The organism is Paenibacillus terrae (assembly GCF_000943545.1).
Taxonomy (GTDB): Bacteria; Bacillota; Bacilli; order Paenibacillales; family Paenibacillaceae; genus Paenibacillus; species Paenibacillus terrae_A.
This window is the reverse complement of sequence record NZ_JTHP01000009.1, coordinates 89,621-115,971: the sequence shown is the minus strand read 5'-3', so window position 1 is coordinate 115,971 and position 26,351 is coordinate 89,621. Positions and strand designations below refer to the sequence as shown.

The window sequence follows — 26,351 nt, the reverse complement described above, 5'->3', positions numbered from 1 at the left end:
CTTCTCACTTATCCGTTCGGTTTTGACCCTTTTTCCTTCAGCCATCTTGGTGCTCCCTTGTTTTTACGATCACGCTCGCGCTGCGCTTTCCCTGCTTTGGACAAAGCCGCTCCTTTGCCCTTACCTGGAGCCGAGCTATTTGCCGTAGTTCTGCCAGGACGACCGTTCTCACCGCGGGCAGGTGCCTTGCGGCTTTCCACTGGTGCTCCGTCAGAAGTAGGTCTGGCTTCGGATGGCCTTGCAGGCGCTCGCTTGGCATCCACCGGACGCGGTACGACAACCCGGCCTCCGTGCAACGCACGCTCCGCAATGTCGATGCCCAGTTCACGGGAAAACTTACGCATGATGAATGTTTCACGGTCGGTAACAACCGACGCAACCAGTCCTTTACGTCCCATTCGTCCGGTCCGTCCCGCACGGTGAACATAAGCCTGACTGTCCGTAGCCGGATCAAAATGGATCACCATTTCCAGTCCCTCAATATCCAGACCACGGGCTGCCACATCGGAAGCAATCAGCACCTTGAGCTTGTCCGCACGAAACTGGGCCAGCACGTTAGTACGTGTAACTTTGTCCGCATCGCCGTACAGGGATGCTGTAGTCAGTCCCATATGCTTGAGCTTGGCCTCAATCTCCCCGATAGCATTGGTGGTATTGACGAACACCAGCGCTTTTCTCGGATTAAAATGACGCACCAGTCGGCGCAGCATGTCCACCTTATCCCGTTCTTCGGATACAAAGTAATAGTGCTCCAGACCGCTGGCCGTCTTCTGGTCAGGATCAATCCCAATTTCCACGTAATCCTGCATTTCCCGCTTGGCCAGCGCTTGAATTTCGTCGTTCAGCGTCGCGGACAAAAATACTAACTGACGGTCACGCTGGGCGGTGCCCAAGATGTTCGTGACATCGCCTGCTCCCCCGAGCTGGAACATCTGATCCACCTCGTCGATGACGATGGTTGTAATGTTGTGCATTTTCAGCTTCTTGGAAGCGATAAGTTCTCGTACACGTCCCGGTGTGCCGACCACAAGCTGCGGATGGTCCTTCAGCTTCTCGATCTGGCGCTTGACTGCCGCTCCACCGATCAGGCCGAGCACACGGATGCCGCGATGCTCCCCATAACGCTGGCCTTCGCGTACAATTTGCATCGCCAGCTCCTGACTGGGAGCCAGGATCAGCTTTTGCGTAGCCTTTTTCTGCGGGTCAATGGCTTGCAGCAGCGGCAGCAAATAAGCCAGCGTCTTCCCTGTGCCGGTCTGCGAACGCGCCAATACATGCCTGCCCTTGATCATTTCTGGTATAGCCTGCGCCTGAACTGGCGAAGGCTGCGTAATCTCATGCTCAGCCAGCTTGGTCAACAGATCTTGTTCAACGCCGAGCGATTCAAAATTCAATGTCATGAAAAGGTCCAACCCCTATACGTAAATTCGTTACTCTCCATTATATGCGAAAACAGCCCTGCAACCAAATGCAGATATTTAGTCCCGCCCTCCTTTGCTACGAAATAACAAAAAAAAGATGTCCCTCCACCATCACATGGCTTGCGGGACATCCTTTATTTTTTGTTCATCACGCCATGGCCCAGCCTGTCGGTCAGTCTGGGAGCAAGCTGATACAGCTTGAGAAAAGGAGATATCCACCGTGGCAGATTAACCTCCTCCTTGCGAAGCTCCATCGCTCTCACGATGTGCTGCGCCACCTTGTCCGGCTTTAGCATAAACCAGCCTACATTACGGACATATCCGCCCGAAGGATCAGCGAGGTCAAAAAACGGCGTGTCAATCGGTCCGGGGTTAATCGTTGTTATCGTAACTCCGCTTCCGCGCAGCTCCTGCCGAAGCGCATTGCTGAACCCTAGCAGTGCATGCTTCGTTGCTGTGTAGGAGGACGATTTGGCTGTCCCGATTTTGCCGGCCATGGATGCCACATTGACGATCTGTCCCGTACCTCTTGCTGTCATTTGCGGCAGAAATGCCTTGATACAGCGGACAGCGCCCATATAGTTCACATCCATCATTTGTTCAAACTCCGTCAGGTCTGTCTCATGAAAATAATCAAACTTCCCGTAACCTGCGTTGTTGAGCAAAATATCGACCCTTCCGTACTGCTCCAGCACACGGGCAGCCACGGCCTCTACCTGCTCCTGACGAGTGACATCCAGAGGGATCAGCTCATGCCTGCCGCTAATTCCCGCCGACACTTGCTCCAACCGTTCCTGCGAACGCGCTGTCAAAATAGGAATCGCGCCCTTTTCGCTCAGCAACCGTGCGCAAAGGGCACCAATTCCACTGGATGCACCTGTAATGACAACCACCTTGTTTTGCAATGTACTCATGGCCATCCCTCCATATTAAAGAAACCTGCTTCTTTAATATTAAGAGATCATCACCTGAATATCCAGCTCACCGATCCCTTCCATCGTAAGCGGAATATAAAGGGCACGCTGAGGTACGAAGGAGGTCAAGTTTTCCGACTTCATGACCTGCGGAGGCGTAATGTCGACTACAATCCCCTGATTGGACAAAATCGTGCTGGCATTACCGCTGATCATATTTCCCAATTCAGAAATGGCGCTTTTGCCCATCTCATCAATTTCAGTCAAAACGAATCCGCCCATCATCGCCGATACCATGCGCAACGCTACCTGTTCATTCAGGCCGAACACAATATTTCCGCTAAGCTGTCCGGTCATCCCGATCATAATCCAAATATGGTCATCCACCAGCTCGACATTTTTCACCCCGAGATCGCCGGGTGAAGGAGATACTTGGATCAATTGTTCAATGACCCGCCGCGCCGACTCCAAAAAAGGATTTATCACTTCTGCCTTCACGATCATTGCGCCCCTTTACGATGGGCTTTTAGACACACAACAAAAGTCCCATTTTAATTAGAATTTTATTTTTCAAAATGATGCATAACGAGTCAACCTTCAATAAAATACTCTCTCTATCACTTATCGACAGCTATCCGGCAATTTTTTATAGCCGAATCACAAAAAATGTGAATAATGTCCTATTCCATCGCTTTCCATCGAATTCAAATGGGTTACTTTTGATGTATAGCAGGACTTTAGTCTTTATTTTCCAATATACCATACTTTACGGTGTTCTGCTTCGATTCATTGCCCTTCCCGCTCGAATAACCTATAATTTAATGAAATAAGCATAACGATGGTTTTACATATGCACATGTGGATTTGTGAAAAATCCTCAGGCTGTACTACTGCGACAGAATTAAGAAAAGAGAGGAGGAACTTCATGAACATCAGTCAACTTGAAACACTTATCATGATTTCCAAAACGATGAGCTTCCGCAAAGCCGGAGAACTTCTCAATTTGACGCAGCCGGCGGTATCCGCCCAAATCAAAAGTCTGGAGGACGAGTTCAAGACCATTCTGATCGACCGCAACCAACCCGTCACCCTGACCGACCGAGGGGCTGTTTTTTTGGAACATGCAGAGCGGATCTTGAGTGTTGTCGAGGAACTACGGCAAAAATTGTACGATCTGAACGAAACGCCACAGGGTCATATTGCACTGGGTACTACGACGTCCATCGCCATTCAAATTTTACCGCGTGTACTTTCCTACTTTCAGGATCAATTCCCGCTCATCAAAACCTCTATTCAATCCATGGCTTCCTCCATGATTTATCAACAGGTGGAAAACGGGCTTATTGATGTTGGCATCGGTTACTTGATCGAACGTAATCCAAATTTGAGCACTTCGATTTTGTATTACGATTCCTTTGAGCTTGTCGTATCGCCCACTCATCCGCTGGCCTCCCAACCGCATGCTACCATTGAAGCCCTTCGGGAAATTCCACTTATTCTGCTCTCACCCGATACGGTAGGACGAAAATTCGTGGACGATGTATTTAAAAAACACCAAATTGTGCCTCATGTCGTGATCGAATTGTCCAGCAGCGAGGAAGTCAAACGGATGGTCGAGATTAATCTTGGCGCTGCCATTATCTCCAGGCTGTCAGTCACTCCCGAGCTACGTGCGGGTACATTGAAAATGATCCAGATTACCGAGCTGGAGGTTAGCCATCCGGTGGGAGTCATTTATAAATCCGGCCGCTATCTGAACTCCGCTATGCAGCAGTTTCTAAGCGATCTAAAGGGTATGCCGGAAACCAATTTCATCAGTTCTGAATAACGCACTCCGCTATGAACACCATACGAAATACAAACCTTGATTACGAAAGGACGACATCCTATGAAATTTGATCTGCACACCCATCACTTCCGCTGCGGTCATGCAGACGGTAATATTCGGGACTATATCGAAGCAGGCATTCAGTCCGGTTTACAGGCTATTGGTATTTCGGACCATTCCCCCTACTTATGCAGCGAGCAGGATCAGGCTTTTCCAAAAATTTATATGGCGAAATCACAGCTTGCCGAGTACGTAGAAGAGGTACAGCAGCTACAGAAGGAATACGAAGGCCGTATTGACGTGCTGCTCGGATTGGAAACAGATTATTTTCCTGATTTTGCAGAACTGTACCGTTCCACCCTGGCCCCTTATCCGTTCGACTACCTCATTGGGTCGATCCACAACGTTGAGGGAGACAGCATTTTTAATCGCAGCCGTTGGAATGACGTAAGTGATGCACGCAAAATCGAGGTCAAACAAGCTTACTATGCGCTCATTCAGGAATCTGCGCGGAGCGGTATGTTTCAGATTTTGGGTCATATCGACGCCATGAAAGGGAATTTCCCTGCTTTCTCAGATATTCCTGCCGATGAAGCGATTGATGAAACCTTGAGAGTGATCGCAGAATCCGGTGTAGCGATTGAAATCAACACTTCAGGTAAAACCAAGCTCAGTGGCGGATGGTACCCGTCCGTTCCTATTTTAGAAAGAGCGCATCATTTTGGCGTAGAGGTCACTTTTGGTTCAGATGCCCATAAACCTGCGCGGGTAGGCGATGATTGGGACGAAGTGAAGGTGATGCTGAAGGATATTGGCTTCCGCGAATGGGTTTATTTTAAACAAAAACGTAAAATTTCGGTGCCGCTTTAGAATTTGTTTAGGGTGGGAATTGCCGCTTCGCTGCCAACCACCTTAAACCGCACGGCTCCATTATTTTAAATAAACGACATCTATGTGTGAGGAGAATTACATATGTATCCGGAAGACCCGATGGACAAGATCAAAAAGCTAAAACATGATATCACGCGTTTTATGCTGATCTATAAATTTGCGCTCGACGAGATGGAAACCAAGATTGAAATACTAAAGCAGGAATTTCAGGCGTTGCACGATTATAGCCCTATTGAGCATACCAAATCGCGCCTCAAATCCCCTGAGAGCATCATGAACAAAATGCTTCGTAAAAATAGCGAGCTTTCCCTTGCTGCCGTCAAGGATCACATTAAGGATATCGCGGGACTGCGCATTACCTGCTCTTTTATTTCGGACATTTATGATGTCAGCAACATGCTTCAGAGACAAAGCGATTTGAAGGTGCTGGAGGTCAAGGATTACATCAAAAATCCCAAACCAAACGGCTACCAAAGTCTGCATTTGCTGATCCAGGTTCCTGTATTCATGTCCGACTGTCAGGAGCTGGTCTGCGTGGAGGTACAAATTCGGACAATTGCGATGGATTTCTGGGCCAGTCTGGAGCATAAAATCTTTTATAAATACAACCAGTCCGTACCTGAAAGCCTGACACGCGAATTAAAAAATGCAGCAGATTCAGCCAATGCGCTTGACCTCCAAATGGAACGTCTCCACCGAGAAATCAAGGAAATTAAAGACGCTCAAGGTGAAGAAGACCCTGTTGAAGAGATTCGGAAGATTATCATTAATAATCAGCAATTTACGGTGCCAGCCAACTTTTTGAAGCTGCTCGGGGAGTAATTGGACAGACTTCGTTGGTGAATTCACCGCTACGCGAATGATTTGATCTTACGATCGCTGTTGCAACGGGATTCTCAGGATGGTATAACCCCTTTAAGGGTTAGAATCCCATTGCAAAGGCGAACGCTTACGCATATTCGACACCTCTATAAAATTGATTATCAATGAGTATCTGTAGGCTGATCCAATCGCCTGAAAGTGTCTTTAGAAACAGTTTACCGTTAATTAATCTTCCTGTTCTGTACATACACACTCCTCCTTAGTAAACAGTTAATAACCGGATACATAGCGGTCGACTTCGTCCTCAGCCTTTTCAATCGCTTGAATCAGGGGCATTTCAGGTTCCTCTTGTTTATATTGAATGGCCTTCTCACATGAGCCTCCTACCCCTGCCCACTCCCAATACAGATGGATGTCTACAGACTCCAGAAAATATACAGATAAGGCTTCAATAGGATTTGCAGCATACAAGTGAGCATTTTGCAACAATCCCAAGAGCGATTTCAAATCAGCAATATAGAGATCGAAACGGTTTAGTTCGTCTATCTATTGTACTTTCGAGCGTTGGGAATCGAATGATGCAAAATGCTGAACTCCATAAATTCCTCGTCTGTAAGCTGATGCTGCCGAAGATACTCACCTTTCATATTGCAGAGTAGATTAAAAGTGTCTTGTTCGTTAATATAAATAGAACGGGCAATGAATTCATTGCGCCTTTCAACCGAGTTCAGTATGATTTGCATAGCGTTACGGATGTGCTCATCTTCGGGATTGATATGAAACATTTGAATGAGATCGTTCGTGGTCAATTTGGGGTTAAACGGGGCTGGCTCTATGATTCGTGTCCACACATTAGTCTGTCCTTTCTCAAACACTTCAATAGCTTCCGAGACATTATAGCCTATCGTTTGCCATTTACGGTTCAGAGTATCGGTGATGTGATAATAATGTATCTCTTGGTCATCGCTTCCCACTTCTTGCGGCCAAACTGCTTCCATGCGAACAATGTCCAGAATGTGTTGTTTGTTGAGTTTGTTTCCTAGTGTAGTCATATGTATTTCCCCCGATTCTTTTTGGTAAAATGGCAATAGTAAATCCAAGGATATGATGCATATCCCCTTGTTTAGGATGAATTTTATAGTAAATATATACTCTTACAGCGATAAATAAAATATACTCTTGAAGATATAAATTGTCAATAAAAAAATCCCGGAGGCATCTATTTAATGTTAAAAATCAAAATTAAGCTAAAGGAAGTATTAAAAACAAAAGGAATCACTCAAAAAAGCTTAGAAGCTATGACAGGAATACCCCAATCCAGAATATCTACTCTTTGTAGTGGTAATCGACAAGAAGTTAACCTACTCATGCTTGAAAAAATTGCTCACGCTTTGGAGATTACTGATTTATCGGAGTTAATCCAGTTAGAAAAAGAGAACTGAAAGCTCTTTATTCAAGACAGAAGATAATCTAACATGAAACTGGTCATAAAACTTAAAGACGTTATGAAAGAAAGAGGCATCACTCAGTTACAATTAGCAAAAATGGCAAATGTCCGGCAAGCTGCAATATCGGAATTATGCAGAAATGCTCGGGAAGAAGTGAATTTAGCTATGCTAACAAGGATCGCCATCGCTTTAGAAATTAAGGACATATCAGAATTAATGCAATTCGATGAGACAGAGTAGAGAAATTCTACAGGGTTAACTGAAAGGAATAGATAAAACTCCATGTTTTTTTGGACAGACGACCGAAGTTAAATGAATGAGGTTTAAGGAAACATTACATCTTTGATAAAAACTCATAGCTGCCTTTAAATGTATATCTACCGAAGGTTATACTAACGTCTCCATGTGTGATGTAACTGAAGAAGCAGGCGTGTTATTAAATCAATTAAATTACTACTTTAAGGATTATTGAAACTCAAATTGCAACGAGCAAGCCTAAAATGGCATTGCTCGACATTGAAGCATGAGAATCTTTTTCGGGATACTGCTCAACACATTTCTTAATTGCAAGCATAGTTCTGATCTTTGACAAATTCCTTCCAGATCCACTCCCGTCATACCCTCCGTTACTTGAGCAAAAATAGAAAACGAAACATACTCATCAGGCGCCACCAAGTATCATATTTCGGTAAAGTTAGTGAAAAATAAGTAAACACATCCAGATCTAAACAAGGATACTTTCTTCCTTTTTACTACATGTGTCGAGACGATAGAAAGGGATATATTCCTTTTTATTATATATATTACCTACACTATCAAAAGCCACTCTTTCTCACAACACCCCTTTTTCCAGATGATGCCCGTTCTCCCTTCACTTCACTTCTATTGATCCCACTGATTCCATATGAGCCTGTATTAATTTACCGGAATCCATGATCACGATTAAATCAGCCACGTTCTTGACTTTGAAAGGCAATTGCCCAAAATTACTATCAGCTTTCTAAATTCCATTATTTAACATAGTAAATACACCAATCAATGGCTCATTATGTAAACTAAATCTCTCTTTTAACCGATAAATACATATGCTGGACTGTTTAATAAATATCACCTCTTACCCTTTTGTACCTTGAATGAAAGCTTACTCGGAACATCTGTATCCGAATATGAATGTTTTGTACCCAACAAACTCAGTGATACATATGGGTCTTAACTCAAAGTTGTGTCCATCCATTTCTTCTATTCGTCAGACCCGAATTAAAAATGCTGCACTTACTTTTGTAATCAGCCATCACATCTAGAAAGGAGTTATGAACTCACTTGAGCGCATTGTCAGATGGAATCGGCTATGAAAGCCTGCGCTTTTATGGTCCTTTTCAGCCACTACACATTGAATACCTTCAAATCGCACGTGCCATCAACGATCATGCGTACTTACAGATCCGTGGTATGCTCTCCGAAGAACAAGGAGCCGCTTGTATCGGTCAAAATATGGAGCAAGAGCCGATTGTCATTCGTCAGTTGGATGATCAGGGACAATCGCTAAGAAGGCTGTTCCATGGGATTGTTACGAGTATGTCTGTGCATTGTGTGAGAGGCGTGTATACGTTTGAACTGGAAGCTGCTTCCCATTCGTACCAAATGGATATCAAGGTAAAAAAACGCTCCTACCAAGATATTCACCGCACTTATGATGATCTGGTCACCGCAATGGTTCGAAAGTATCAGTATGGAGACGCCATTGATACCGTAACTAATTATGCCAAACTGGATACTTTTGTTTTACAATATGAGGAGACGGATTGGGCATTTTTAAAACGCCTCGCTTCTCGCTTTGGTTCAATACTTGTGCCAGAGGTAACCGCAGCCTCACCCAAAGTTTTCTTCGGGATGCCAGAAGGCAAGCAGCACAAAGTGGAACGGGATGTGTTTTACAGGGTACGAAAAACGTTTCATGAGTTGGATGCGGAAAAGCCCGGAGAACAACGTGCTGGCTCGTATGTCACCTATACAATTGAAAGTCTGCAATACTACGCTCTAGGTGACCTCATCACGTTACCCATTAGTCAAGGCAAAGAACTGGTCGTCGTTCGGGCAGTGACACAGTTAGAGGATGGCTTACTGCGTACCCGCTATGATCTCCAAGCGGAACAGAATATTCGCTATGCCCGGTATGAAAACGATCAGGCCACCGGGATTTCGCTGACAGGAACGGTGCTCAAGGTACAGCAGGATTTCGTACAGCTTCAACTGGATATCGACCCGAAGCAAGATCCTGCCAAAGCCTGTTGGTTTCCTGTAGCGACTCGATATGTAGCCGAAGAACATAGCGGCTGGTACGATATGCCTGAGATTGGGGAACAGGTCGAACTGTATCTGCCTACACACAGCGAACAGGATGCCTATGTGACCGATTCGCTACGACAACAACGCCACACAAATGGACAGCCGAATGTGAAGGTATGGCAACATGTGCAAGGTAGCGGGGTAGAAATGTCTGAGCATGAATTGACCCTCTCCACCTCGGATGGATTTTCTATTACACTGCACGAGGATACGGGCATCACCATCAACAGCCTAGGGGATGTACAGATTCAGGGTAGTCACGTGAAGCTCGATGCAGGTGAGGAACTGTCGTTAGAAGCTGGAACAGCCCTTCATCTAAAAGGTGGGGCCAGTAGCATGGTGCTGGATGGTGAGACGGATACCAAGTCTCCAGTGATTTATCAGGAAGGGACGGTGAAAGCTCCCGTTTTTGTAGCTGACCTCCCTCCTGTCCCAGAACCGCCATTAATGAGCATCAAAGCATATGAGGACGCACAAACCGCAACAGCCAAGAGCAGCCAAGCCCCTACTCCTAAAGCAAAAGTTACGACTCCAGCAGCGCTTCAACAGGCGAATGCCTTGATGGGGACGATATCCAAGCTATTAGGTTCCATTCCCGTAGTTGGGAACGTAGCCAGTGTGATGTTGAATACGGTGGGTGGACCAGCAGGTAAAGTGGCAGAAACGGTGTTACAAGCAACTGGAGCCATCCCTATTCGTAGTAAAGGAACGCCAACGGTTGGCGATGCTAAAGGAACGCCAACGGTTGGCGATGCTAAAGGAACGGGGTTACATCCGCTCAAACACTTGGCTGGTTTAGCCATGCAAGGGTTGATTAGTCAATACGAGCACAAGCTGGCTAAACAAGCTTACTATAGCAAGTGGATTTTGGGGAAAGTGTATACAAGTGCACGTCATGTGGCTGATTCCGGTGGCCCACTGGAGCTGGTGCAGAACTTACTGAAAGAATCAAATGCCAAGGCTCATGCCCAGCAACAAGTTCCTACCGATAAAGCCAAATACGATATCTCTAAGGAAAAGGGAAAGACTAAAGCAGCCTATGACTATAGCAAATATGGTAGAATGACGATAAGAGATGAGTGGTATTTCACCCAAGATGGTTATATTACTCCGGAATCAAGCAATGCTACCATGGCCTATAAGAAAGCTGTCCAAAGTGGAGAAATCAAAATAAAACAGGAACCTGTTCATGAGGATTTTACCATAAAACACATGAAAGCAGCTCAACAAGGTTATGATTCTATAACCGGAAAAAAAATAACAAAAGCACAAGCCGATACTATTATTCTCGGTAGTATAGTTAATAGTTTTCCAGGCGTTGGAGCTTCAATTGGTGTTAAGTTAAATGGGATAAAAATACCTTCTGGGCCGATTAAAGTTCCAGAGGGTAATATAAGAAAACCGGTAACAGTTAAACCTACGCCTTCAAAACCAATCGAACCACCCAAAACTGAGGGGACGGGTAATGGTGGTCAGGGAAGGAATCTCCTCAACTCAACAAATCCTAAAGATTTCCTTGATGAAGCGTTGGAACAACAGGGATTGACGAGCATACCAAATGGACTTAAGCATCCTTGGACGGCAGATGGTTATGTATACGAGGTAAGAATACATCCCGGCAATAGTCAACACACCAATGCTGGAAGTATATATAGAGTCTCAAGAAAATCAGTTCCTAATCCTGACCCTAAAGTTCAAGGAAGTGGTACTGAATATTTGGGGACAGATGGAAAATGGTACAAGGAAAGTGAACTGAAAGAGTTTAATAAAAAGGGAGACTTGAACCCGAATTTTAACGTTACTGGAGCAAAAAATACTCACATAGACTTACCTTAGGAGATGATTTTTATGTTTGTAATGAGTTTAGATGAGGTTAAGAAAGAGATTGACAAAATTAACTTGTATTTAAGCCAATGTTTATGGATGGACTTTGAATTTTGTCAAATGAACACATGGCAAATTGTTTTGTCAGGTAGCATAGACCAAAGTAGTAATGAGTACGCGATAGATATTGAGTTTGAAGAACCATATTTTGTTTCAACTTTGTTTTTATGGCACACAGACACATCAAAAGTATTTATTGAACTAGCCAATGATGAAGAAACTCTTGAAATGAATCAAAAATACAAGGTGGAACTAGGGAATTACATCTTCAAAGTAAGTGTGGAGGATTTTGAAAGCCCACCGATTTTCATTGTTGCAAAAAAAATATCATGTAAAATTCTAAATGATACCCCTTTTCCGAAATAATGGGATGAGCATACAGTAGTTAGCGGTGGGGGCTACCCAGTGCCGAATAAACCCATCATTCAACTAATAACACAAATAACCCATGTAATACCCGTATAAAGATTTCTTCATTTCGGTTGTACGCACATCAAATGCTTTAATTTTATAACCTAAATAACGCTATTCCGTTACATTGAACAGGTCGATTATGGTCAGATACCACCATAATGGATCTGTTTTTTGTTATGTTCGCTTTCTCACCGATTTTTCAAAATCATTCACAACTGTAAATTACGTTTCCTGATGGATGTAGGCTAGAAACATTGCACCTAAATTGCAGGATAGTTCGACCACTATATTGCGAGGCTGTATCTGAACCATTTTTACAAGGAAGCATGCAACGAATTTGATAGTAGTTACGATCTTTATTGTGTAAGGATAATCTGGTGACGACCAGTTGACATACAACAGGCAGGGTAACGTTTAAAGGCTAGCCACCTGCCCCCTAATTAAGCCCGAAATTCATGAAAAATTCGGGAGGGGGTGGCACATGAAAGGGGTAACGGTATCCATAGACCGTATTGTCATTGACTTTACAGACGTGTACTGGGACTTCTTCAATGAGTTCCATAAACGAATCTGTCACTATTACGGGGTCAGGATGACGGTGGGGGATAGAGGATTTCAATACCGTATCAGAATCAACACAGGGGAACACTTCCTGCACATCTCCTATAAGTTGGTTTATGCTCCGAAAACTCGAAAGAACACGTTAAGAATTGAGGTCTACCCGAAGTCGCTTGTCTACTTCCGTCATTGGCTTGAACAAATCCGAGACTATGCCAACGAAATCTTGTTTGTACGTTGTGACGTTGCTTTCGACATCCCTGTTCCAATAAATGACCTGTTTACAATGTCAACGAAGGGTCGCAGGTTACGACCGTTCAAAGGAACTCGTTATTACAACGGCAAGCATCAGCGACAGGAAGATGGCTATTGTCGGGTATATGACAAGAAACGTCAGTTGTTGGAGACAGGGCGGCAGGAAATCAAAGGGGAGAGAACGAGGATAGAGATTGTATATGCACCGAAGGGAAAGATACAGCTTGCTTCGCTCGTTCAGTATCCGCCGCAGTTTAACAGTAAATATCTATGTGCTGTGCTGACGGACTTATCCAAGTTTGCCCCGAAGGTGGGGCGGCTTGTTCAGGAAATTCAGCAAGGAGAACTTCTACCGCAGAATACAACTCCTTATTACCGTAAACAAATTCAAGAACAGATGAGAACGCAGGATATACTAGACCTGAACGATCTGGCGGCGGAGCAATGGCAGGAGGCAATAACGCTCCCTTGTGCCATTCTATCCGGCAAGATTAGTCATCTTCCAGTACAAGAAGTTCGTTCAGGCTAATGTCAAGCGTCCGACAAATTTGTTCCAGTGTATCGAAGTATGCCGCATTGACCTTATCGGAGCATAGATGACTGATTGTATTAGGGCGAACATTCATTAGCCGAGCCAATTCCCTTTGAGACATTCCTTTTTCCTCAAGGATTGCTTTTAATCTAAGTCGTATCGGCATAAGATACTTGCTCACAGCTTATCGTATCAGCAGGACGAAATCCGTTCCTATTGTCAGGAACAGGGATGGAACTTACTTCACATCTTCACTGACGAAGGAATCAGTGGGGCGAAGATTGACGAAGAAGCCCTTGAGGTGGACAGAATCGGCTTTCAGAGCCTGCTGACGGCTATTGCCGCCCAAAATGTGGATGCAGTTGTCGTACTCAATACAAGCCGTCTCTGGCGGTCTGACATCGTGAAAGTTCTCGTTCATCGAGAGTTCAAAAAGCATGGCGTGGATGTTCGTAGCATTGAACAACCGACTTACAGCATCTACAAGAAAGACCCATCCGATTTCTTAATCAATGGGCTTATGGAACTGCTTGACGCATACCAACGGCTTGAAATCTCGATGAAGTTAAGTCGAGGACGCAACAAGAAAGCACAGCAAGGCGGCTACGCAGGAGGTCGGGCGGCGTTCGGCTACAAAGCGAAGAAAGGTCAGAAGGCAATCGAAATTAATCTCGATGAAGCTACCGCTGTACAGCGATTGTTTGAACTCAAGGAGTTATTTCCTGACTGGTCATAATCTCAATTAGCGTATCAAATGAATGATGACGGCTTTACGACACAACAGGGCAAGAAGTTTACAAAGGTACAGATTAAACGCATCCTTGATCGCCGACCGTTATACGAAGGTACTTATCTCTACGGTGGCATTGAAGCCAATGGGCTTCATCAAGCCATTATATAGGCGGTGGCGGCATGGAGCAGATGGAAACCTACAATTGCTACGTCGAACAGGAAGACAGCTATTACAAGAAACTTGAAACGTTGGAACAATGCCAACATGCGATATTTGACCATATCTTCCGATATGGTGAAATTTTTGACAAACTGATGGTAGAAGAAGTATTGCTAGCCATCCACCAATTGGAAGACACAGTGCGTCTGGAACTTTTACATTTGAAATCAGCAAAAGCATTTCTGGCTTTTAAACTGAAATAACTGGTGACATTTAAGGCAAGGAATAGAGAGGCTTGCGTCCCATTGCTGCTCGAAAGAGTAACGCTTGAACTGAGGTTGCCCCTATTCTTTACCTGAGTCACGACAGAATCCGTAATCAGGGGTGAAGTCTTTTGAGCCACTACAAACAATATCACATCTATGTCGGTCTGGATTTACATAAAGCCCACCATACGGCGGTCATCATCAACTGTTGGAACGAGCGGCTTGGTGAGATTCAGATTGAGAATAAACCGTCTGCATTCGATGACCTGATGAAGTTCGTCAAGAAGCATACGGCAAAAGGCTTGACCCCTGTATATGGGTTAGAAGATACGGGCGGCAACGGCAGAGCCTTAGCCGTCCACCTAGTCGAGAAGAAGCAAATCGTTAAGGAAGTGAATTCTGCTCTGTCCTACAGCGAACGAATGAGCCATGCGACTACGCAAAAGAGCAACAGTTGGGATGCATTCTGCATCGCCAAGGTACTCCTTGCAAGACTCGATGAATTGCCGGATGCGAATCCGCAAGACTTGTACTGGACATTAGGTCAACTGGTAGCGAGGCGGAACGCCATCGTCAAATATGCCAGTGGCTTGAAGAATCAAATGCATCAACAGTTAAGTTATCACTATCCGTCCTACAAGAAATTCTTCTGTGACATCGACGGTAAAGCCGCCCTTGCCTTTTGGGAGAAGCATCCTGCTCCGCATCAGGCGTTGACCGTGGGGGTAGATGAACTGGCGGAATATCTACGCCAAGCGAGTCATAACACCTGTTCGACCCGTAAGGCAGAAGAAATACTAGAATTGATTAAGCAGGACGGCGAGACTAAGCGGAACTTCCAAGAATACAGGGACTTCCTCATTGTTAACATGGTCAAGGACATGCGGAGAAGTCGAGAACTCATCAACCAAATCGAGGAACAGCTTCGGGTGGTATTGGCACAGACTGATTACAGGCTAGAGTCGATGGATGGAATTAGCACCGTTACAGCGGCGGAACTGATTGCTGAAATCGGAGATATTCGTCGATTCTCTAACGCTGACAAGCTAGCCCGTTTTGCAGGAATTGCACCTGTCCGCTTTAGTTCAGGCGGCAAGGGCAAAGACCAAGCCAGTGGACAAGGTAATCGTGTTCTGAACGCCATCTTCCATAACCTTGCCGTTCAGCAAATCCAAGTTGCCAAAGGGAAGAACAAGAGACAGCGTAATCCCTTATTCTACGAGTTCTATCAACGGAAGCTAGCAGAAGGCAAGACGAAGAAACAAGCCTTCATATGCGTCATGAGAAGGCTTGTAAATATTATCTATGGCATGATGAAGAACAAAACCGAATACAGGGCGGCAAGTCCATAACGGAACTCAAAGCAGGATGATATAATGGTGGTAATTGGAAAAATGGTTACCATCTTCTTTATTCCCTAATTTAAGATTACTACTTAGGGGACGGGTAAAGCTAGTTCAACAATCAAGAATAAATTCCCTGATGAAGGGTTACCTAAAGACGGGAAAATACTCACATATACTTTGAAAAACGGAAAAATCAAAGGAATTAACGGCAGAACACAGGTGGATTTTGTTATAGATAAAAATGGTAAATTAGTTATTGGTAAACGACATCATACTTTAGGTAATCGAGATGAAGTTCTTGCGGCAGGGCAATTAAAAATAAACGGTCAAGGAGAAGTAAGAAGAATTGATAATAAGTCAGGCCATTATCGGCCAACAGTAGTTGAAGCATCAAACTATCCAGAACTATTTGAAAAAGCTGGAGTAAAGGTAAAAGGAGGGTGGATTGAATTATATAAATTTGAGATAAATAAATCGGGCTATCTTACAGAAGCCGAAAAAGTGGTAAGCAAAAAAATAAAATAATAGGAGCATCTTAAATTGGAAAAAATAACACAAATGAATAAGCAACTTTTTAGAGAAAATTTATTGAAGACCGTTGATGAAGTAAAAAAACAAAAAGGTTTAATAAACCAAGAAATCCGGTTTATTGTGGAGCCTGTAGAAGAGCATGGAAAAAACTTAAACTCAACAGATGAATGGATTAAATTAACCCTTTTAAGTAAAGAAAATACTAACGGGAGATATTTAGAGTTGGATGAGATAATAAAACTATTTACTGGATTAATCCCTCTTGTACCCATTTGGCTGAATATTTCTTTTGAAGAGGTAAAAGATTATGTAGCAATTTTTAAAATTCAAACAAGCTTAAGATTCCGTAAACCTAGCATATTACAAAATCAAGAAACAGGTCATCCTCCATTCAAGGCACTACTTTAGATACAATGTGAACCTCATAAGTTACAAACATTCTAACAGGATTTATATAGGTATTTACATTGTTAAATCAATATTATATATTACGAGCCTATCAATAATTTTGTGCAGACTCGACTTACAATCTTAGCACCATACACAAAACAACTTGACAAACACTTGATAAATTTTCGAAGGCTTATTCCAACTTGACTATGAGTTAGGAATGAGCCTTTTCAACTAAAAACAATGACTTGCCATCCCTTCCTATCAGAGTTAACATACACACACTTCAACCACGGGAGGGAAATGTGTTATGTCAGATTGGCCAGATTGGTTTCAAGAAGCATTACGCCAACGATTTTATCAATTAGAACTTGACAGTGAACAACAGGCTTCATGTTCATTAGAAGATGAGCCTCTGTTCACTCAAGTTGAGCAATTCAAAATGAATCAAAACGAGAATATTCAACATTTGTTATCCGAATGGGAAGAAGCCATGGCTATCAGGTAAGTCAAGACAAACAATCCATCTATATGGAAGGAGTTAAAGACGGGATTCGATTGATCCTTCCCGTCATACAACCCACAGTTACTCGTTAGCCTACTGATAGTGTTATCCTATGATTCCGTTAGCTCAATATTTCATCTATGCTCATTTCACTCTCCAAGATAAAAATAAAATGCCAACAACCGCTTGAATACATTTTCCCCCAAAAGAAACTATATGTATTAAACCTCCCTGCTCAATTTTCCTATTAATGAACTAAGTAAATTTTAAGTAATACCTTATCAGGCAGTCTTAGCGCTGTCCTATAAAAATATAATTGTTCAGCCATTGATATAAGGGGCTTGGAGCTTGAAATTTAGGTGTGGTTCGAAAGTAAACATGCTCCGGATCAATAACTTTCCCTGCCTTTACTTGATCTATAAATTGCTCAGGCACACATCGGATTTCATTGTTTTCAATATGAATTTTTTCTCCATCATGGGTTTCAATTACATAACGTGCTGAAAGACTCTTTCTTTATATATATTTACATGTTTATATTTACATATATAATTATTCCTATATTTCTGTGTCGTCAAATTGGGTTATTTTAAGATTACAACGTCATTTTTCTCGGAATAGTTGCCTACCTACGATGAGCTCAAATATAGAAAATAATAAAGCTAAGAAGAACAGGGGAATATTACTCAGATCAAAATTTAGAGTGAGAAAGACAAAAATACCTGTCGTTGTATACAAGCCGTTTATGAAAACCACAATTGCTAAAATGACTTTACTGTAGGGTGTATTAAAAAAGAAATACAGTATCCCCGCAAATAACGCAATAACAGCAAGAAGAAATAACACCAGATGAAAGCTTGAATGTAACGAAAAATTGAATAAGACAAAACTTTTATGATTCAGGTAATCCATCAAAGGGACATAACCGCCAAAAATCATAAACACAACAATGATAAATTGAAATAGACTTATTTTTTTCATGCGGAACCCTTTCTTGTACTATTATTATAGAAAAATAATCCTTTCATCGTTCCGTTTCCTTTGAGAACATTATTCCGTCTACCTTAATAAAACCAATCCCTTAAGGAGTGATTCATGAATGAGAAAGATACTTGTATTAGGTGGAACGCGCTTTTTTGGAAAAAGGCTGGTGGAACGTCTGGTGAAGGATTCCGAGAATAACGTTACGATCCTCACGAGAGGTCAAACAAGCGATTCGTTCAGTGACCGCGTCCAACGGATTATTGCAGATCGTAACGATGCCGAAGCGCTGGCTGAGGCGGTAGGTGAGCAGGTTTGGGATGTTGTCTACGATAATATTTGCTTTTCTCCAGATGAAGCCAGAGAAGCCTGCCGCATTTTTGATACTAAAGCCAAACGGTATATTCTGACCTCCAGCTTATCCGTCTACGATCCAAGTCCGGAAGTGCTGACCGAGAGTGTCTTCGACCCCCAGGCTTACCTGGTTCGCAAAGGCGGCAAGGACGATTTTACATATCAGGAGGCTAAACGGCAGGCAGAAGCGGTTTTCATGCAACAAGCTACGTTCCCGGTTGCCGCTGTTCGTTTTCCGATTGTATTAGGAACAGATGATTATACGAGAAGACTTCATTTTCATATTGAGCATGTTCGTGATGGAATAGAAATCGGCATACCAAATCCGGCAGCGCACATCTCGTTTATCCGTTCTGACGAAGCCGCAAATTTTCTGCTTTGGCTTGGTCACTCTCATTTGACAGGACCCGTAAATGCTTGCTCTGACGGTACTGTGAAGATTGGAGAACTCGTTTCCGCCATTGAACAGGTAACTGGAAAACAAGCCATGATTCAAGAAAAAACAGCCGACGAGCATATGTCTCCATTCGGTATTACACAATCCTGGTATATGGATACGACCAAAGCCCAGTCAAATGGGTACTCGTTCCTTAGCCTGACCGAATGGCTTCCCGACCTGATCACCAACCTGAACCGTTCCTATGAATCATAAAAGTAACTTGTAAATCACAAGTAGCTGCCATAGAAACAAGGCAAAAAAAAGAGGACCCGAATCATCGGGTCCCAGCAACATATATTATTCAAAAGGGGGTCATGTCTGTATTGTACCCGTCCTGTGTTAGAGTTAGTTTGCAGTTATATTTCATCTCTGTAACAAAATATTCCACTGTCGTTTCTATGCATAATCCCCTTGGGTAATCGAGAACACCAATACACTCGGCACTTCTCCTGAATGATCATAGGCACTGATTGTGCGCAGTAGGCGCATCTTATTTTTGATCAACACGCGCACGGAAGCCTGATTATCCTCTTGGCAACGACCTTCGATCCTCTTGAGCTTTAAAGCACCAAAACCAAATCTCAGCATTTCCTCCACGACCTCTGTAGCCAGCCCTTGTCCCCAGAAAGGACGGTCCAAAATATAGCCTAGCTGCGCCTCACCCGCTTTTTCATTCCATTGCTGGAAAGAAGCGATACCGAGCAGCGGCGAGTGGCTGCGTTCATTGAGTTCATTAAGTTCGCCGGGTTCGTTGTTTGCTGCTGTATTTCCCCCATGCCATTCCACCGCAAAATGCAGGGAATCCAGGGAATCCGCAGCTACTCTGATTTGCGCTACCAGACGCCGCATCCGCGCATCGACTGGCTTGCGAATCCGGTTCACATACCGGATAACCAATGGATCGGACAGTATCCGTTCCAGCGCGGGGTAATCCCTTGCTTGTAGCTGGCGCAACCGGACACGGTCGGTATAAAGCTCCGGTAGCCCTGACCCTGAACGAAGCATTTCTCTGGTCAGCACAATGATCCCTCCTGCGGATGGATTGGCTTTTTGCAGCGAATAGGTTGTACACTCAATCCAGGTCCTGAATTCCCCGGTAAATGCCTGTGCGCAACTCACGGATATAATACGGCAAAGAAGGTACGTCTGCTTCCTCAGCCTGTCTCACCGCCAGCTCAATATCATAAGGCACACGTACAAACTGGATGGAAAAAGGTGCAGGACTCTCTTCTCCCATGTTCCCCTCCAAAATGCAGTAGGAAGCCTGAGTTACATCCAGCGGATTGCCAACACTGCCGACATTAAAAAGCGTTTTGCCCTGAAAATGCTGTATAAAGGCATTATGCACATCTCCATACCCCACGACATCCGGGGCAAAAGCGGCTTTTCCACTTTCCTCGGCCAACGGGTCGAACATCGCGAGTCTTTTCTCCGGCTCATCCCATGGCTGCACGCGATGATATACACTTTGCGGCGAAGCATGCACCAGACGGATACGACGTCCATTCATCCTGAAATCATGATGAAACGGTAGGTCTGCCAAATACTGTAGCCGTTCTGTGCCCAGGCGCTCGGCTTGCCAGCTAAAATTGAGATCATCCGTAATGCTAACCAGCTCATCCCAATTGCCACGCACGACCACCTCGCAATGTTGACGGACAGCCTCCAGAACCTCGCACGGGCTAGGCCCCTTGCCGATCAGATCGCCCAAACAAAACACACGACTAATCCCTCGGGAAGCAATATCCTCCAGCACCGCCTCGCAGGCAGGCCAATTGCCATGTATATCTGAAATGACAGCAATACGATCCATCTGAATATCACTCCTTTATCCGAAACAGCTACAGACTACACTAAACCCTTTTTATGTGAGGATTTTGCAAAATCCTGATAGTAAGTTACAAGCCATGCTGATTGAAGGTAAACATATAATAGCCTATTGACCGGATTTCAGTGTAATGACACTCAGCTCCGGCCTGCATAGCACACGAATCGGCAGTTGGGTCATGCCAATGCCCCTGCTGACATACAGCGGCATCCTGTCGGTCCCTACATGAAATAATCCCTGAATGTACTTGCGTCCACCTGGAGGCGGCATCGGCGCTCCAATGACAGGCAAGCGCACCTGTCCTCCATGCGTATGTCCCGACAGCTGAAGATCAAAGGACATTCTCGCCGCCACATCCGCATAATCCGGCTCATGCATAAGCAGCAGCTTGCACATTTCATCAGGTAGTCCGTGGATGGCACGCCGTGGATTGGGTTTGCCCATAATGTCATCCTCTAAACCGACAATCGCCATTCGCTGTCCTGCTCGCTCCACAATCACATGTTCATTTCTCAGCAACGTAAATCCGGTTTTTGGATATAGCTCCTGTACCCCGGCTGGTAACCCTCTATAATCGTGATTGCCGAGAATGGCGAATTTGCCGAGTGTGGCGTGCATAGAGGCCATGACCGGAACAGCAGCTTTCATAGATACGGCATAATCATCCACAATATCACCTGTAAAACAAAGCAAATCCGGCTCCAGTCCTGCAATCCGGTCCGCAAGCTCCCGCAGGTCCTGCTCATCCATGTGAAAGCCCAAATGTACATCACTAAAATGCACCACCCTGATGCCATCAAAAGCCAACGGCAGACGGGGCAAAGCTAGTGTGAAACGTGTAATCTCCAAATGATTAGGCTCCCATAAGGAAGCATATCCTCCAGTCAAAAGCGCGGTTCCGGCTGTCGCTAAAGCGGCTTTTTTCAAAAAACGGCGGCGCAAAGGATTGGCTGGCTCATTTGAAATGGAACGCCGCCAAGAACCGGGAGGGATCGCGGCCTCATCGTGTGAGCCATCCTGACTCTCGCGGCGGGTTTGCGGCGTCTTCTCCATATGCGTGCCCCCTTGCTATCTATTCAACTATTGTACAGTTCAGATATCTCATGATTCAAATGTTCAAATATCTCACGCTTTTAGCCCTCTAGCGGTTGGTGGCTAACCATCGTTCTGCGTAGTCCACCAAATCGCGCTGCCTCGCTAAAAAACAGAATGCCTCTCCAATGTTGACCCGTGTAAAGCACGCAGGGCAATCCCGTTCAAAGTCATGGCCCAGCTGCTCAAAATCATCTGAGGTAATATTAAAATCCTGAAAAGTGACCCATGCTCTCTCCCCGTCCACCATTATTGGGGCCTGATGAGTCGTTTCTTCACGTCCATTGTACGCCGTGCGGTGTTCGGCCAAATGAAAGGACGTGTTGCTCTCATGTCCACAGCCCAGCAACAGCACATAGGCGTCTGCCTCATACAGCTTCGCTAGTGGCGAATGTTCACCCAGCCCGAAATCAAGCTCATGCCCCTCCAGCAAGCGTGAAGCGACAGGTCCACGGGCCGCAAACGAAACATGCGGGTGTCCACTGCGCAGTGTTCCCGGCAGGCCACGGAACGTTTCTACAATGACACCCATCCCCCCGGTCAGTGTCCAGGCCGGATCATAGACAGGCATTTCCTCGCGTACAAGCTCCCACCATGACTCATCCAGAGGCGGGTTCATCCATGTCGACGGATCGGTCAGATCATGGGATTGCGTCGGCGTGACCAGCGTCCCTTCCGGGCCAATGGCTTCGGTTAACGATGCAAGAATGGCAGAGGCCCCGCCCGGAACAAAACTGCCGAAGCTGCGCATCGACGAGTGCACAAGCAGTGTCATGCCTTTTTGAACTCCCAGATCCTTTAATCCCTTCAACACATCCGACCCGGTAACAGGCCGTCGCGTCATCGGTTGTACAGCCACCTGTCCAGCCTCCTTTTCTCCAAAAACGATACACAATACCATAATTATACCATAACTGCTGCCCCACTCTCCTCCCTCCATGGTAACTCCTATCTGTCCTGAGCACAAAAAAACAGGCTTTCTCCAGTTCAGGAAAAAAGCCTGTTTTAGTATAAAGCATTCACTGTCTAGTGCTATACGGTCAACCAGCGCTTGAACATATGCTTGGTCGTTTGCTTGTTCATTTCAGCAATGGAGGTTGTCAACGGAATGCCCTTCGGGCAGGAACGTACGCAGTTTTGCGAGTTACCGCAGCCCTCCAGCCCGTCGTCCGTCATCAACGCATCCAGCCGCTCCTCCTGATTCATTTCCCCAGTTGGATGACTATTGAACAGACGAACCTGAGATATCGCCGCAGGTCCAATGAATGTCGTTTTCTCGTTAACATTCGGGCAAGCCTCCAGGCAGACACCGCAGGTCATGCACTTGGACAGCTCATACGCCCATTGACGCTTCTTCTCTGCCATTCTGGGGCCGGGGCCCAGATCGTAGGTACCGTCAATCGGAATCCATGCTTTGACCTTCTTGAGCGCGTTAAACATCCGGCTGCGGTCGATGACCAAATCCCGCACAACCGGAAATGTGCTCATCGGCGCGATGGTAATCGGCTGCTCCAGCTTATCCACAAGCGCGGCACAGGCCTGACGCGGCTTGCCGTTAATCACCATGGAGCAGGCTCCGCACACTTCCTCCAGGCAGTTCGACTCCCAGCATACCGGGGCTGTCTCTTTACCATGGCTGTCCACCGGGTTACGTTGAATCTCCATCAACGCACTGATTACATTCATCCCCGGTCGATAAGCCAACTCAAATTCTTCCGTATATGGATTCGCATTAGGTTCATCCTGACGGGTCACAACGAACTTCACGGTTTTATCCGATTTCACTGCTTGCTCCGACATCTAATACACTCCTTTCTGTATCTTCCTTTTACTTGTTCTTGGAGTAATCCCGAATACGCGGCTTGATCAACGAAACATCTACCGCTTCATATGAGATTTGCGGTCCTTCCGGTGTCCAGTCCGCAATCGTCGTTTTCAGGAAATCCTCATCGTTACGGTCCGGGAAGTCCGGTTTGTAGTGGGCTCCACGGCTTTCGTTACGCAGCAGCGCCCCTTTAGTCATCGCTTCGGCCAGCTCCATCATATTCCACAGCTGACGTGTGAACGCCGCACCCGCATTGTTCCAGCGCGAAGCATCATTAATATTAATGTTGGAATAACGCTCCTTCAGCTCCTTGATCTTGTGGATCGTAGCTTCCAGCTTGTCATTATAACGAACCACGGTCATGTTGTTCGTCATCCACTCGCCCAGCTCTTTATGAAGGACATAGGCATTTTCTTTCCCGTCCATATGCAAAATACGCTCATACTTCTCTGTCTGCTGGTTGACCGCCGCATCGAACACGGAGGAAGCTACATCCTGCGCTGATTTTTTCAAACCTTTAATGTATTCTACAGCCTTTGGTCCAGCCACCATCCCGCCGTAAATAGCTGACAGCAGCGAGTTTGCACCCAAACGGTTCGCTCCGTGATACTGGAATTCACATTCCCCTGCAGCAAACAGCCCCGGAATATTTGTCATCTGATTGTAATCGACCCACATGCCGCCCATCGAATAATGCACAGCCGGGAAGATTTTCATCGGTATTTTACGCGGATCGTCACCGACGAATTTTTCATAAATTTCAATAATACCGCCCAGCTTCACGTCCAGCTCTTTCGGGTCCTTGTGGGACAGATCAAGGTACACCATGTTCTCGCCATTAATGCCAAGCCCATCATCGACGCATACACTGAATATTTCACGTGTCGCAATATCACGAGGGACCAGATTTCCATAAGCCGGATACTTTTCTTCGAGGAAATACCACGGCTTGCCGTCCTTATACGTCCAAATACGGCCGCCCTCTCCCCGTGCCGACTCGGACATCAGACGCAGCTTGTCATCCCCCGGAATAGCCGTCGGATGAATCTGGATAAACTCGCCGTTGGCATAGCGTACGCCCTGCTGATATACCGCCCCGGCAGCCGTACCGGTATTAATCACGGAATTCGTGGTTTTACCGAAAATAATGCCAGGTCCGCCCGATGCCAAAATAACTGCATCCGCTACAAAAGTCTTCACTTCCATCGTGCGCAAATCCTGCGCACAGATGCCGCGACAGATACTCTCATCATCCAGTACAGCCTGTAAAAACTCCCAGTTTTCATACTTGGTCACCAAGCCCTCGGATTCCCAGCGTCGTACCTGCTCATCAAGTGCGTACAGAAGCTGCTGCCCTGTCGTCGCTCCGGCAAAGGCTGTCCGATGATGCTGCGTACCGCCGAAGCGACGGAAATCCAGCAATCCTTCCGGTGTCCGGTTAAACATGACACCCATGCGGTCCATGAGATGGATAATCCCCGGAGCCGCTTCGCACATCGCTTTTACCGGAGGCTGGTTGGCCAGAAAGTCGCCGCCATAGACCGAATCGTCAAAGTGAATCCAGGGCGAGTCGCCTTCCCCCTTCGTATTCACCGCGCCGTTGATGCCCCCTTGAGCACAAACGGAGTGGGACCTTTTGACCGGAACCAAAGAAAATAAATGAACGTGAACTCCTGCCTCTGCCGCCTTGATCGTAGCCATTAGACCCGCAAGACCGCCGCCCACGACAATAATGTTGGATGCTGCCATTTCTGCTCACTCCTTTTTTTCAGGATTTTAGCCAAATCCCCTTTTACCATAAGAAATAGAATTTGCAAACGATGTATTGCAAACACGTAAAGTGTGCATTCATTTTTTACAGCAGCTGTTGAATAGCACTGCTTTGTATCAAGGCGGTTGCCGTTTCCTGGAATTCCGCGCTGCGGAATGCCAACAGGGAAGCGATGAAGCCGATGGATACAACCACGAACAAGGTCATGCAGATATAGGAGGACACTTTTTGTGCACGCGGTCCCACCGTAATCCCCCAACTGACCATAAAAGCCCATAGTCCGTTAGCAAAGTGAAAGGATGCCGAAACGACACTGATTAAATAAAGGGTAAAATAAACCGGATTGGTTACAATGCCATGCATCACGCCGCCTAGCTCCTCATGTGTTACATTACCCAGAGCCACCTGGAAACGTGTATCATATACGTGCCAGATAATGAATACGAACGTAATCACACCGGAAATGCGCTGAAACAGAAAGCGCCAGTTACGCGAATAGCCAAAATTTTTGACATTCGGATCGGCCTGATAAGCGATATACAAGCCATAGATTCCATGGAACAGCAATGGCAAGTAAATAAATAACGTTTCAAGCACAATAACAAGCGGTAGACCATTCAGGAAGGCCACGCTGCGATTGAATCCTTCCTTGCCGCCCTCCACCGCTGTGAAGTTGGTCACCAAATGCTCTACAAAAAACAGAGCCAGCGGGATGACGCCAAGAAGCGAGTGCAGCTTTCTGGAATAAAATCCTCTCATCTAGGTAATGCTCCCTTCTCCCAATAATAGCGTTTTCAATAGTAATATAACATATAAAA

At 45.4% G+C, this 26,351-nt stretch carries 27 protein-coding genes and 2 pseudogenes; 16 read left to right on the top strand and 13 right to left on the bottom strand.

Annotation, left to right across the window (positions count from 1 at the left end; all coding sequences use genetic code 11):
* Positions 1-8: 8 nt before the first annotated feature.
* From QD47_RS07315 to QD47_RS07305, 3 genes are all read right to left on the bottom strand, one after another.
* Entirely contained in the window at positions 9-1,400 is a 1,392-nt protein-coding gene (locus QD47_RS07315) for a DEAD/DEAH box helicase (protein ID WP_044645497.1), read from the bottom strand.
* Positions 1,401-1,555: 155 nt separating this feature from the next.
* Positions 1,556-2,335 carry an SDR family NAD(P)-dependent oxidoreductase gene (locus QD47_RS07310; protein WP_044645496.1) on the bottom strand — a complete coding sequence of 260 codons (780 nt, stop codon included), beginning with the start codon at positions 2,333-2,335 and terminating at the stop codon, positions 1,556-1,558.
* Between the two features lie 39 nt (positions 2,336-2,374).
* On the bottom strand, positions 2,375-2,833 hold the full coding sequence (locus QD47_RS07305) for a chemotaxis protein CheX (protein WP_044645513.1): 459 nt from the start codon (positions 2,831-2,833) through the stop codon (positions 2,375-2,377).
* Between the two features lie 427 nt (positions 2,834-3,260).
* On the opposite strand from QD47_RS07305, the gene QD47_RS07300 reads away from it, so the two are divergent.
* From QD47_RS07300 to QD47_RS07290, 3 genes are all read left to right on the top strand, one after another.
* Positions 3,261-4,163 (top strand): LysR family transcriptional regulator, encoded by a 903-nt coding sequence (locus QD47_RS07300; RefSeq protein WP_014277800.1) that lies wholly within the window; start codon positions 3,261-3,263, stop codon positions 4,161-4,163.
* 60 nt (positions 4,164-4,223) lie between these two features.
* Positions 4,224-5,033 carry a histidinol-phosphatase gene (locus tag QD47_RS07295; protein ID WP_044645495.1) on the top strand — a complete coding sequence of 270 codons (810 nt, stop codon included), beginning with the start codon at positions 4,224-4,226 and terminating at the stop codon, positions 5,031-5,033.
* A 102-nt stretch (positions 5,034-5,135) separates the two neighbouring features.
* The gene (locus QD47_RS07290; protein ID WP_044645494.1) at positions 5,136-5,876 is read left to right on the top strand and encodes a GTP pyrophosphokinase; all 741 of its coding nucleotides are present in this window, start codon (positions 5,136-5,138) and stop codon (positions 5,874-5,876) included.
* 270 nt (positions 5,877-6,146) lie between these two features.
* On the opposite strand, the pseudogene QD47_RS29995 reads toward QD47_RS07290, so the two are convergent.
* Positions 6,147-6,928 (bottom strand): annotated as a pseudogene (locus QD47_RS29995) (hypothetical protein).
* 174 nt (positions 6,929-7,102) lie between these two features.
* On the opposite strand from QD47_RS29995, the gene QD47_RS07275 reads away from it, so the two are divergent.
* From QD47_RS07275 to QD47_RS07255, 6 genes are all read left to right on the top strand, one after another.
* On the top strand, positions 7,103-7,318 hold the full coding sequence (locus QD47_RS07275; RefSeq protein WP_044645493.1) for a helix-turn-helix domain-containing protein: 216 nt from the start codon (positions 7,103-7,105) through the stop codon (positions 7,316-7,318).
* A 33-nt stretch (positions 7,319-7,351) separates the two neighbouring features.
* Positions 7,352-7,564 carry a helix-turn-helix domain-containing protein gene (locus QD47_RS07270; RefSeq protein ID WP_044645492.1) on the top strand — a complete coding sequence of 71 codons (213 nt, stop codon included), beginning with the start codon at positions 7,352-7,354 and terminating at the stop codon, positions 7,562-7,564.
* A 115-nt stretch (positions 7,565-7,679) separates the two neighbouring features.
* Positions 7,680-7,796 carry a TetR family transcriptional regulator gene (locus QD47_RS34065; RefSeq protein ID WP_152643778.1) on the top strand — a complete coding sequence of 39 codons (117 nt, stop codon included), beginning with the start codon at positions 7,680-7,682 and terminating at the stop codon, positions 7,794-7,796.
* Positions 7,797-8,644: 848 nt separating this feature from the next.
* Positions 8,645-11,506 (top strand): contractile injection system protein, VgrG/Pvc8 family, encoded by a 2,862-nt coding sequence (locus tag QD47_RS07265; RefSeq protein ID WP_235332206.1) that lies wholly within the window; start codon positions 8,645-8,647, stop codon positions 11,504-11,506.
* A gap of 12 nt (positions 11,507-11,518) precedes the next feature.
* Entirely contained in the window at positions 11,519-11,920 is a 402-nt protein-coding gene (locus tag QD47_RS07260) for a hypothetical protein (RefSeq protein ID WP_052646726.1), read from the top strand.
* Between the two features lie 529 nt (positions 11,921-12,449).
* Positions 12,450-13,310: a hypothetical protein gene (locus tag QD47_RS07255; protein ID WP_044645491.1), complete on the top strand. Its 861-nt coding sequence runs from the start codon at positions 12,450-12,452 to the stop codon at positions 13,308-13,310.
* Here the strand turns inward: QD47_RS07255 and QD47_RS30565 are convergent.
* Positions 13,273-13,407 (bottom strand): helix-turn-helix domain-containing protein, encoded by a 135-nt coding sequence (locus QD47_RS30565; protein WP_412177962.1) that lies wholly within the window; start codon positions 13,405-13,407, stop codon positions 13,273-13,275. The two genes, QD47_RS07255 and QD47_RS30565, sit on opposite strands and share 38 nt — an antisense overlap.
* Positions 13,408-13,482: 75 nt before the next feature.
* On the opposite strand from QD47_RS30565, the pseudogene QD47_RS07250 reads away from it, so the two are divergent.
* From QD47_RS07250 to QD47_RS07225, 6 genes and pseudogenes are all read left to right on the top strand, one after another.
* A pseudogene (locus QD47_RS07250) lies at positions 13,483-14,214 on the top strand (recombinase family protein).
* An 11-nt stretch (positions 14,215-14,225) separates the two neighbouring features.
* The gene (locus QD47_RS07245; protein WP_044645490.1) at positions 14,226-14,468 is read left to right on the top strand and encodes a hypothetical protein; all 243 of its coding nucleotides are present in this window, start codon (positions 14,226-14,228) and stop codon (positions 14,466-14,468) included.
* Between the two features lie 131 nt (positions 14,469-14,599).
* Positions 14,600-15,823, top strand: a complete 1,224-nt coding sequence (locus QD47_RS07240; protein WP_044645489.1) for an IS110 family RNA-guided transposase — start codon at positions 14,600-14,602, stop codon at positions 15,821-15,823.
* Between the two features lie 171 nt (positions 15,824-15,994).
* Positions 15,995-16,342 (top strand): hypothetical protein, encoded by a 348-nt coding sequence (locus QD47_RS07235; RefSeq protein ID WP_044645488.1) that lies wholly within the window; start codon positions 15,995-15,997, stop codon positions 16,340-16,342.
* Positions 16,343-16,357: 15 nt separating this feature from the next.
* Positions 16,358-16,756 (top strand): hypothetical protein, encoded by a 399-nt coding sequence (locus QD47_RS07230; protein ID WP_044645487.1) that lies wholly within the window; start codon positions 16,358-16,360, stop codon positions 16,754-16,756.
* A 292-nt stretch (positions 16,757-17,048) separates the two neighbouring features.
* Positions 17,049-17,246 carry a hypothetical protein gene (locus QD47_RS07225; protein ID WP_235332205.1) on the top strand — a complete coding sequence of 66 codons (198 nt, stop codon included), beginning with the start codon at positions 17,049-17,051 and terminating at the stop codon, positions 17,244-17,246.
* 288 nt (positions 17,247-17,534) lie between these two features.
* Here QD47_RS07225 and QD47_RS34060 read toward each other — a convergent pair whose 3' ends face one another.
* Positions 17,535-17,702, bottom strand: a complete 168-nt coding sequence (locus tag QD47_RS34060) for a DUF3237 family protein (protein ID WP_412177961.1) — start codon at positions 17,700-17,702, stop codon at positions 17,535-17,537.
* A gap of 640 nt (positions 17,703-18,342) precedes the next feature.
* Between QD47_RS34060 and QD47_RS07215 the strand changes: the two genes are divergently transcribed.
* Positions 18,343-19,230: an NAD(P)H-binding protein gene (locus tag QD47_RS07215; RefSeq protein WP_044645485.1), complete on the top strand. Its 888-nt coding sequence runs from the start codon at positions 18,343-18,345 to the stop codon at positions 19,228-19,230.
* 183 nt (positions 19,231-19,413) lie between these two features.
* On the opposite strand, the gene QD47_RS07210 is transcribed toward QD47_RS07215, so the two are convergent.
* The 7 genes from QD47_RS07210 to QD47_RS07180 form a co-directional block, all read right to left on the bottom strand.
* Entirely contained in the window at positions 19,414-20,037 is a 624-nt protein-coding gene (locus tag QD47_RS07210) for a GNAT family N-acetyltransferase (protein ID WP_044645484.1), read from the bottom strand.
* Positions 20,038-20,089: 52 nt separating this feature from the next.
* On the bottom strand, positions 20,090-20,830 hold the full coding sequence (locus QD47_RS07205; RefSeq protein WP_044645483.1) for a metallophosphoesterase family protein: 741 nt from the start codon (positions 20,828-20,830) through the stop codon (positions 20,090-20,092).
* 123 nt (positions 20,831-20,953) lie between these two features.
* Positions 20,954-21,898 (bottom strand): metallophosphoesterase, encoded by a 945-nt coding sequence (locus QD47_RS07200; protein ID WP_044645482.1) that lies wholly within the window; start codon positions 21,896-21,898, stop codon positions 20,954-20,956.
* 88 nt (positions 21,899-21,986) lie between these two features.
* Complete coding sequence (locus tag QD47_RS07195) at positions 21,987-22,796, bottom strand: AAC(3) family N-acetyltransferase (protein WP_044645508.1); 810 nt, start codon at positions 22,794-22,796, stop codon at positions 21,987-21,989.
* 173 nt (positions 22,797-22,969) lie between these two features.
* The gene (gene sdhB / locus QD47_RS07190) at positions 22,970-23,737 is read right to left on the bottom strand and encodes a succinate dehydrogenase iron-sulfur subunit (RefSeq protein ID WP_014277823.1); all 768 of its coding nucleotides are present in this window, start codon (positions 23,735-23,737) and stop codon (positions 22,970-22,972) included.
* A 28-nt stretch (positions 23,738-23,765) separates the two neighbouring features.
* Positions 23,766-25,511, bottom strand: a complete 1,746-nt coding sequence (gene sdhA / locus QD47_RS07185; protein ID WP_044645481.1) for a succinate dehydrogenase flavoprotein subunit — start codon at positions 25,509-25,511, stop codon at positions 23,766-23,768.
* Positions 25,512-25,617: 106 nt separating this feature from the next.
* Entirely contained in the window at positions 25,618-26,292 is a 675-nt protein-coding gene (locus QD47_RS07180; RefSeq protein ID WP_044645480.1) for a succinate dehydrogenase cytochrome b558 subunit, read from the bottom strand.
* Between the last annotated feature and the right edge of the window lie 59 nt (positions 26,293-26,351).

Coding starts and splice junctions, on each gene's coding strand:
- sdhA (WP_044645481.1), bottom strand. CDS start 25,511: ATGGCAGCATCCAACATTATTGTCGTGGGCGGCGGTCTTGCGGGTCTA.
- QD47_RS07315 (WP_044645497.1), bottom strand. CDS start 1,400: ATGACATTGAATTTTGAATCGCTCGGCGTTGAACAAGATCTGTTGACC.
- QD47_RS07290 (WP_044645494.1), top strand. CDS start 5,136: ATGTATCCGGAAGACCCGATGGACAAGATCAAAAAGCTAAAACATGAT.
- QD47_RS07300 (WP_014277800.1), top strand. CDS start 3,261: ATGAACATCAGTCAACTTGAAACACTTATCATGATTTCCAAAACGATG.
- QD47_RS07270 (WP_044645492.1), top strand. CDS start 7,352: ATGAAACTGGTCATAAAACTTAAAGACGTTATGAAAGAAAGAGGCATC.
- QD47_RS07260 (WP_052646726.1), top strand. CDS start 11,519: ATGTTTGTAATGAGTTTAGATGAGGTTAAGAAAGAGATTGACAAAATT.
- QD47_RS07225 (WP_235332205.1), top strand. CDS start 17,049: ATGTCAGATTGGCCAGATTGGTTTCAAGAAGCATTACGCCAACGATTT.
- sdhB (WP_014277823.1), bottom strand. CDS start 23,737: ATGTCGGAGCAAGCAGTGAAATCGGATAAAACCGTGAAGTTCGTTGTG.
- QD47_RS07245 (WP_044645490.1), top strand. CDS start 14,226: ATGGAGCAGATGGAAACCTACAATTGCTACGTCGAACAGGAAGACAGC.
- QD47_RS07275 (WP_044645493.1), top strand. CDS start 7,103: ATGTTAAAAATCAAAATTAAGCTAAAGGAAGTATTAAAAACAAAAGGA.
- QD47_RS07310 (WP_044645496.1), bottom strand. CDS start 2,335: ATGAGTACATTGCAAAACAAGGTGGTTGTCATTACAGGTGCATCCAGT.
- QD47_RS07255 (WP_044645491.1), top strand. CDS start 12,450: ATGAAAGGGGTAACGGTATCCATAGACCGTATTGTCATTGACTTTACA.
- QD47_RS30565 (WP_412177962.1), bottom strand. CDS start 13,407: ATGAATGTTCGCCCTAATACAATCAGTCATCTATGCTCCGATAAGGTC.
- QD47_RS07205 (WP_044645483.1), bottom strand. CDS start 20,830: ATGGATCGTATTGCTGTCATTTCAGATATACATGGCAATTGGCCTGCC.
- QD47_RS07180 (WP_044645480.1), bottom strand. CDS start 26,292: ATGAGAGGATTTTATTCCAGAAAGCTGCACTCGCTTCTTGGCGTCATC.
- QD47_RS07200 (WP_044645482.1), bottom strand. CDS start 21,898: ATGGAGAAGACGCCGCAAACCCGCCGCGAGAGTCAGGATGGCTCACAC.
- QD47_RS07215 (WP_044645485.1), top strand. CDS start 18,343: ATGAGAAAGATACTTGTATTAGGTGGAACGCGCTTTTTTGGAAAAAGG.
- QD47_RS07295 (WP_044645495.1), top strand. CDS start 4,224: ATGAAATTTGATCTGCACACCCATCACTTCCGCTGCGGTCATGCAGAC.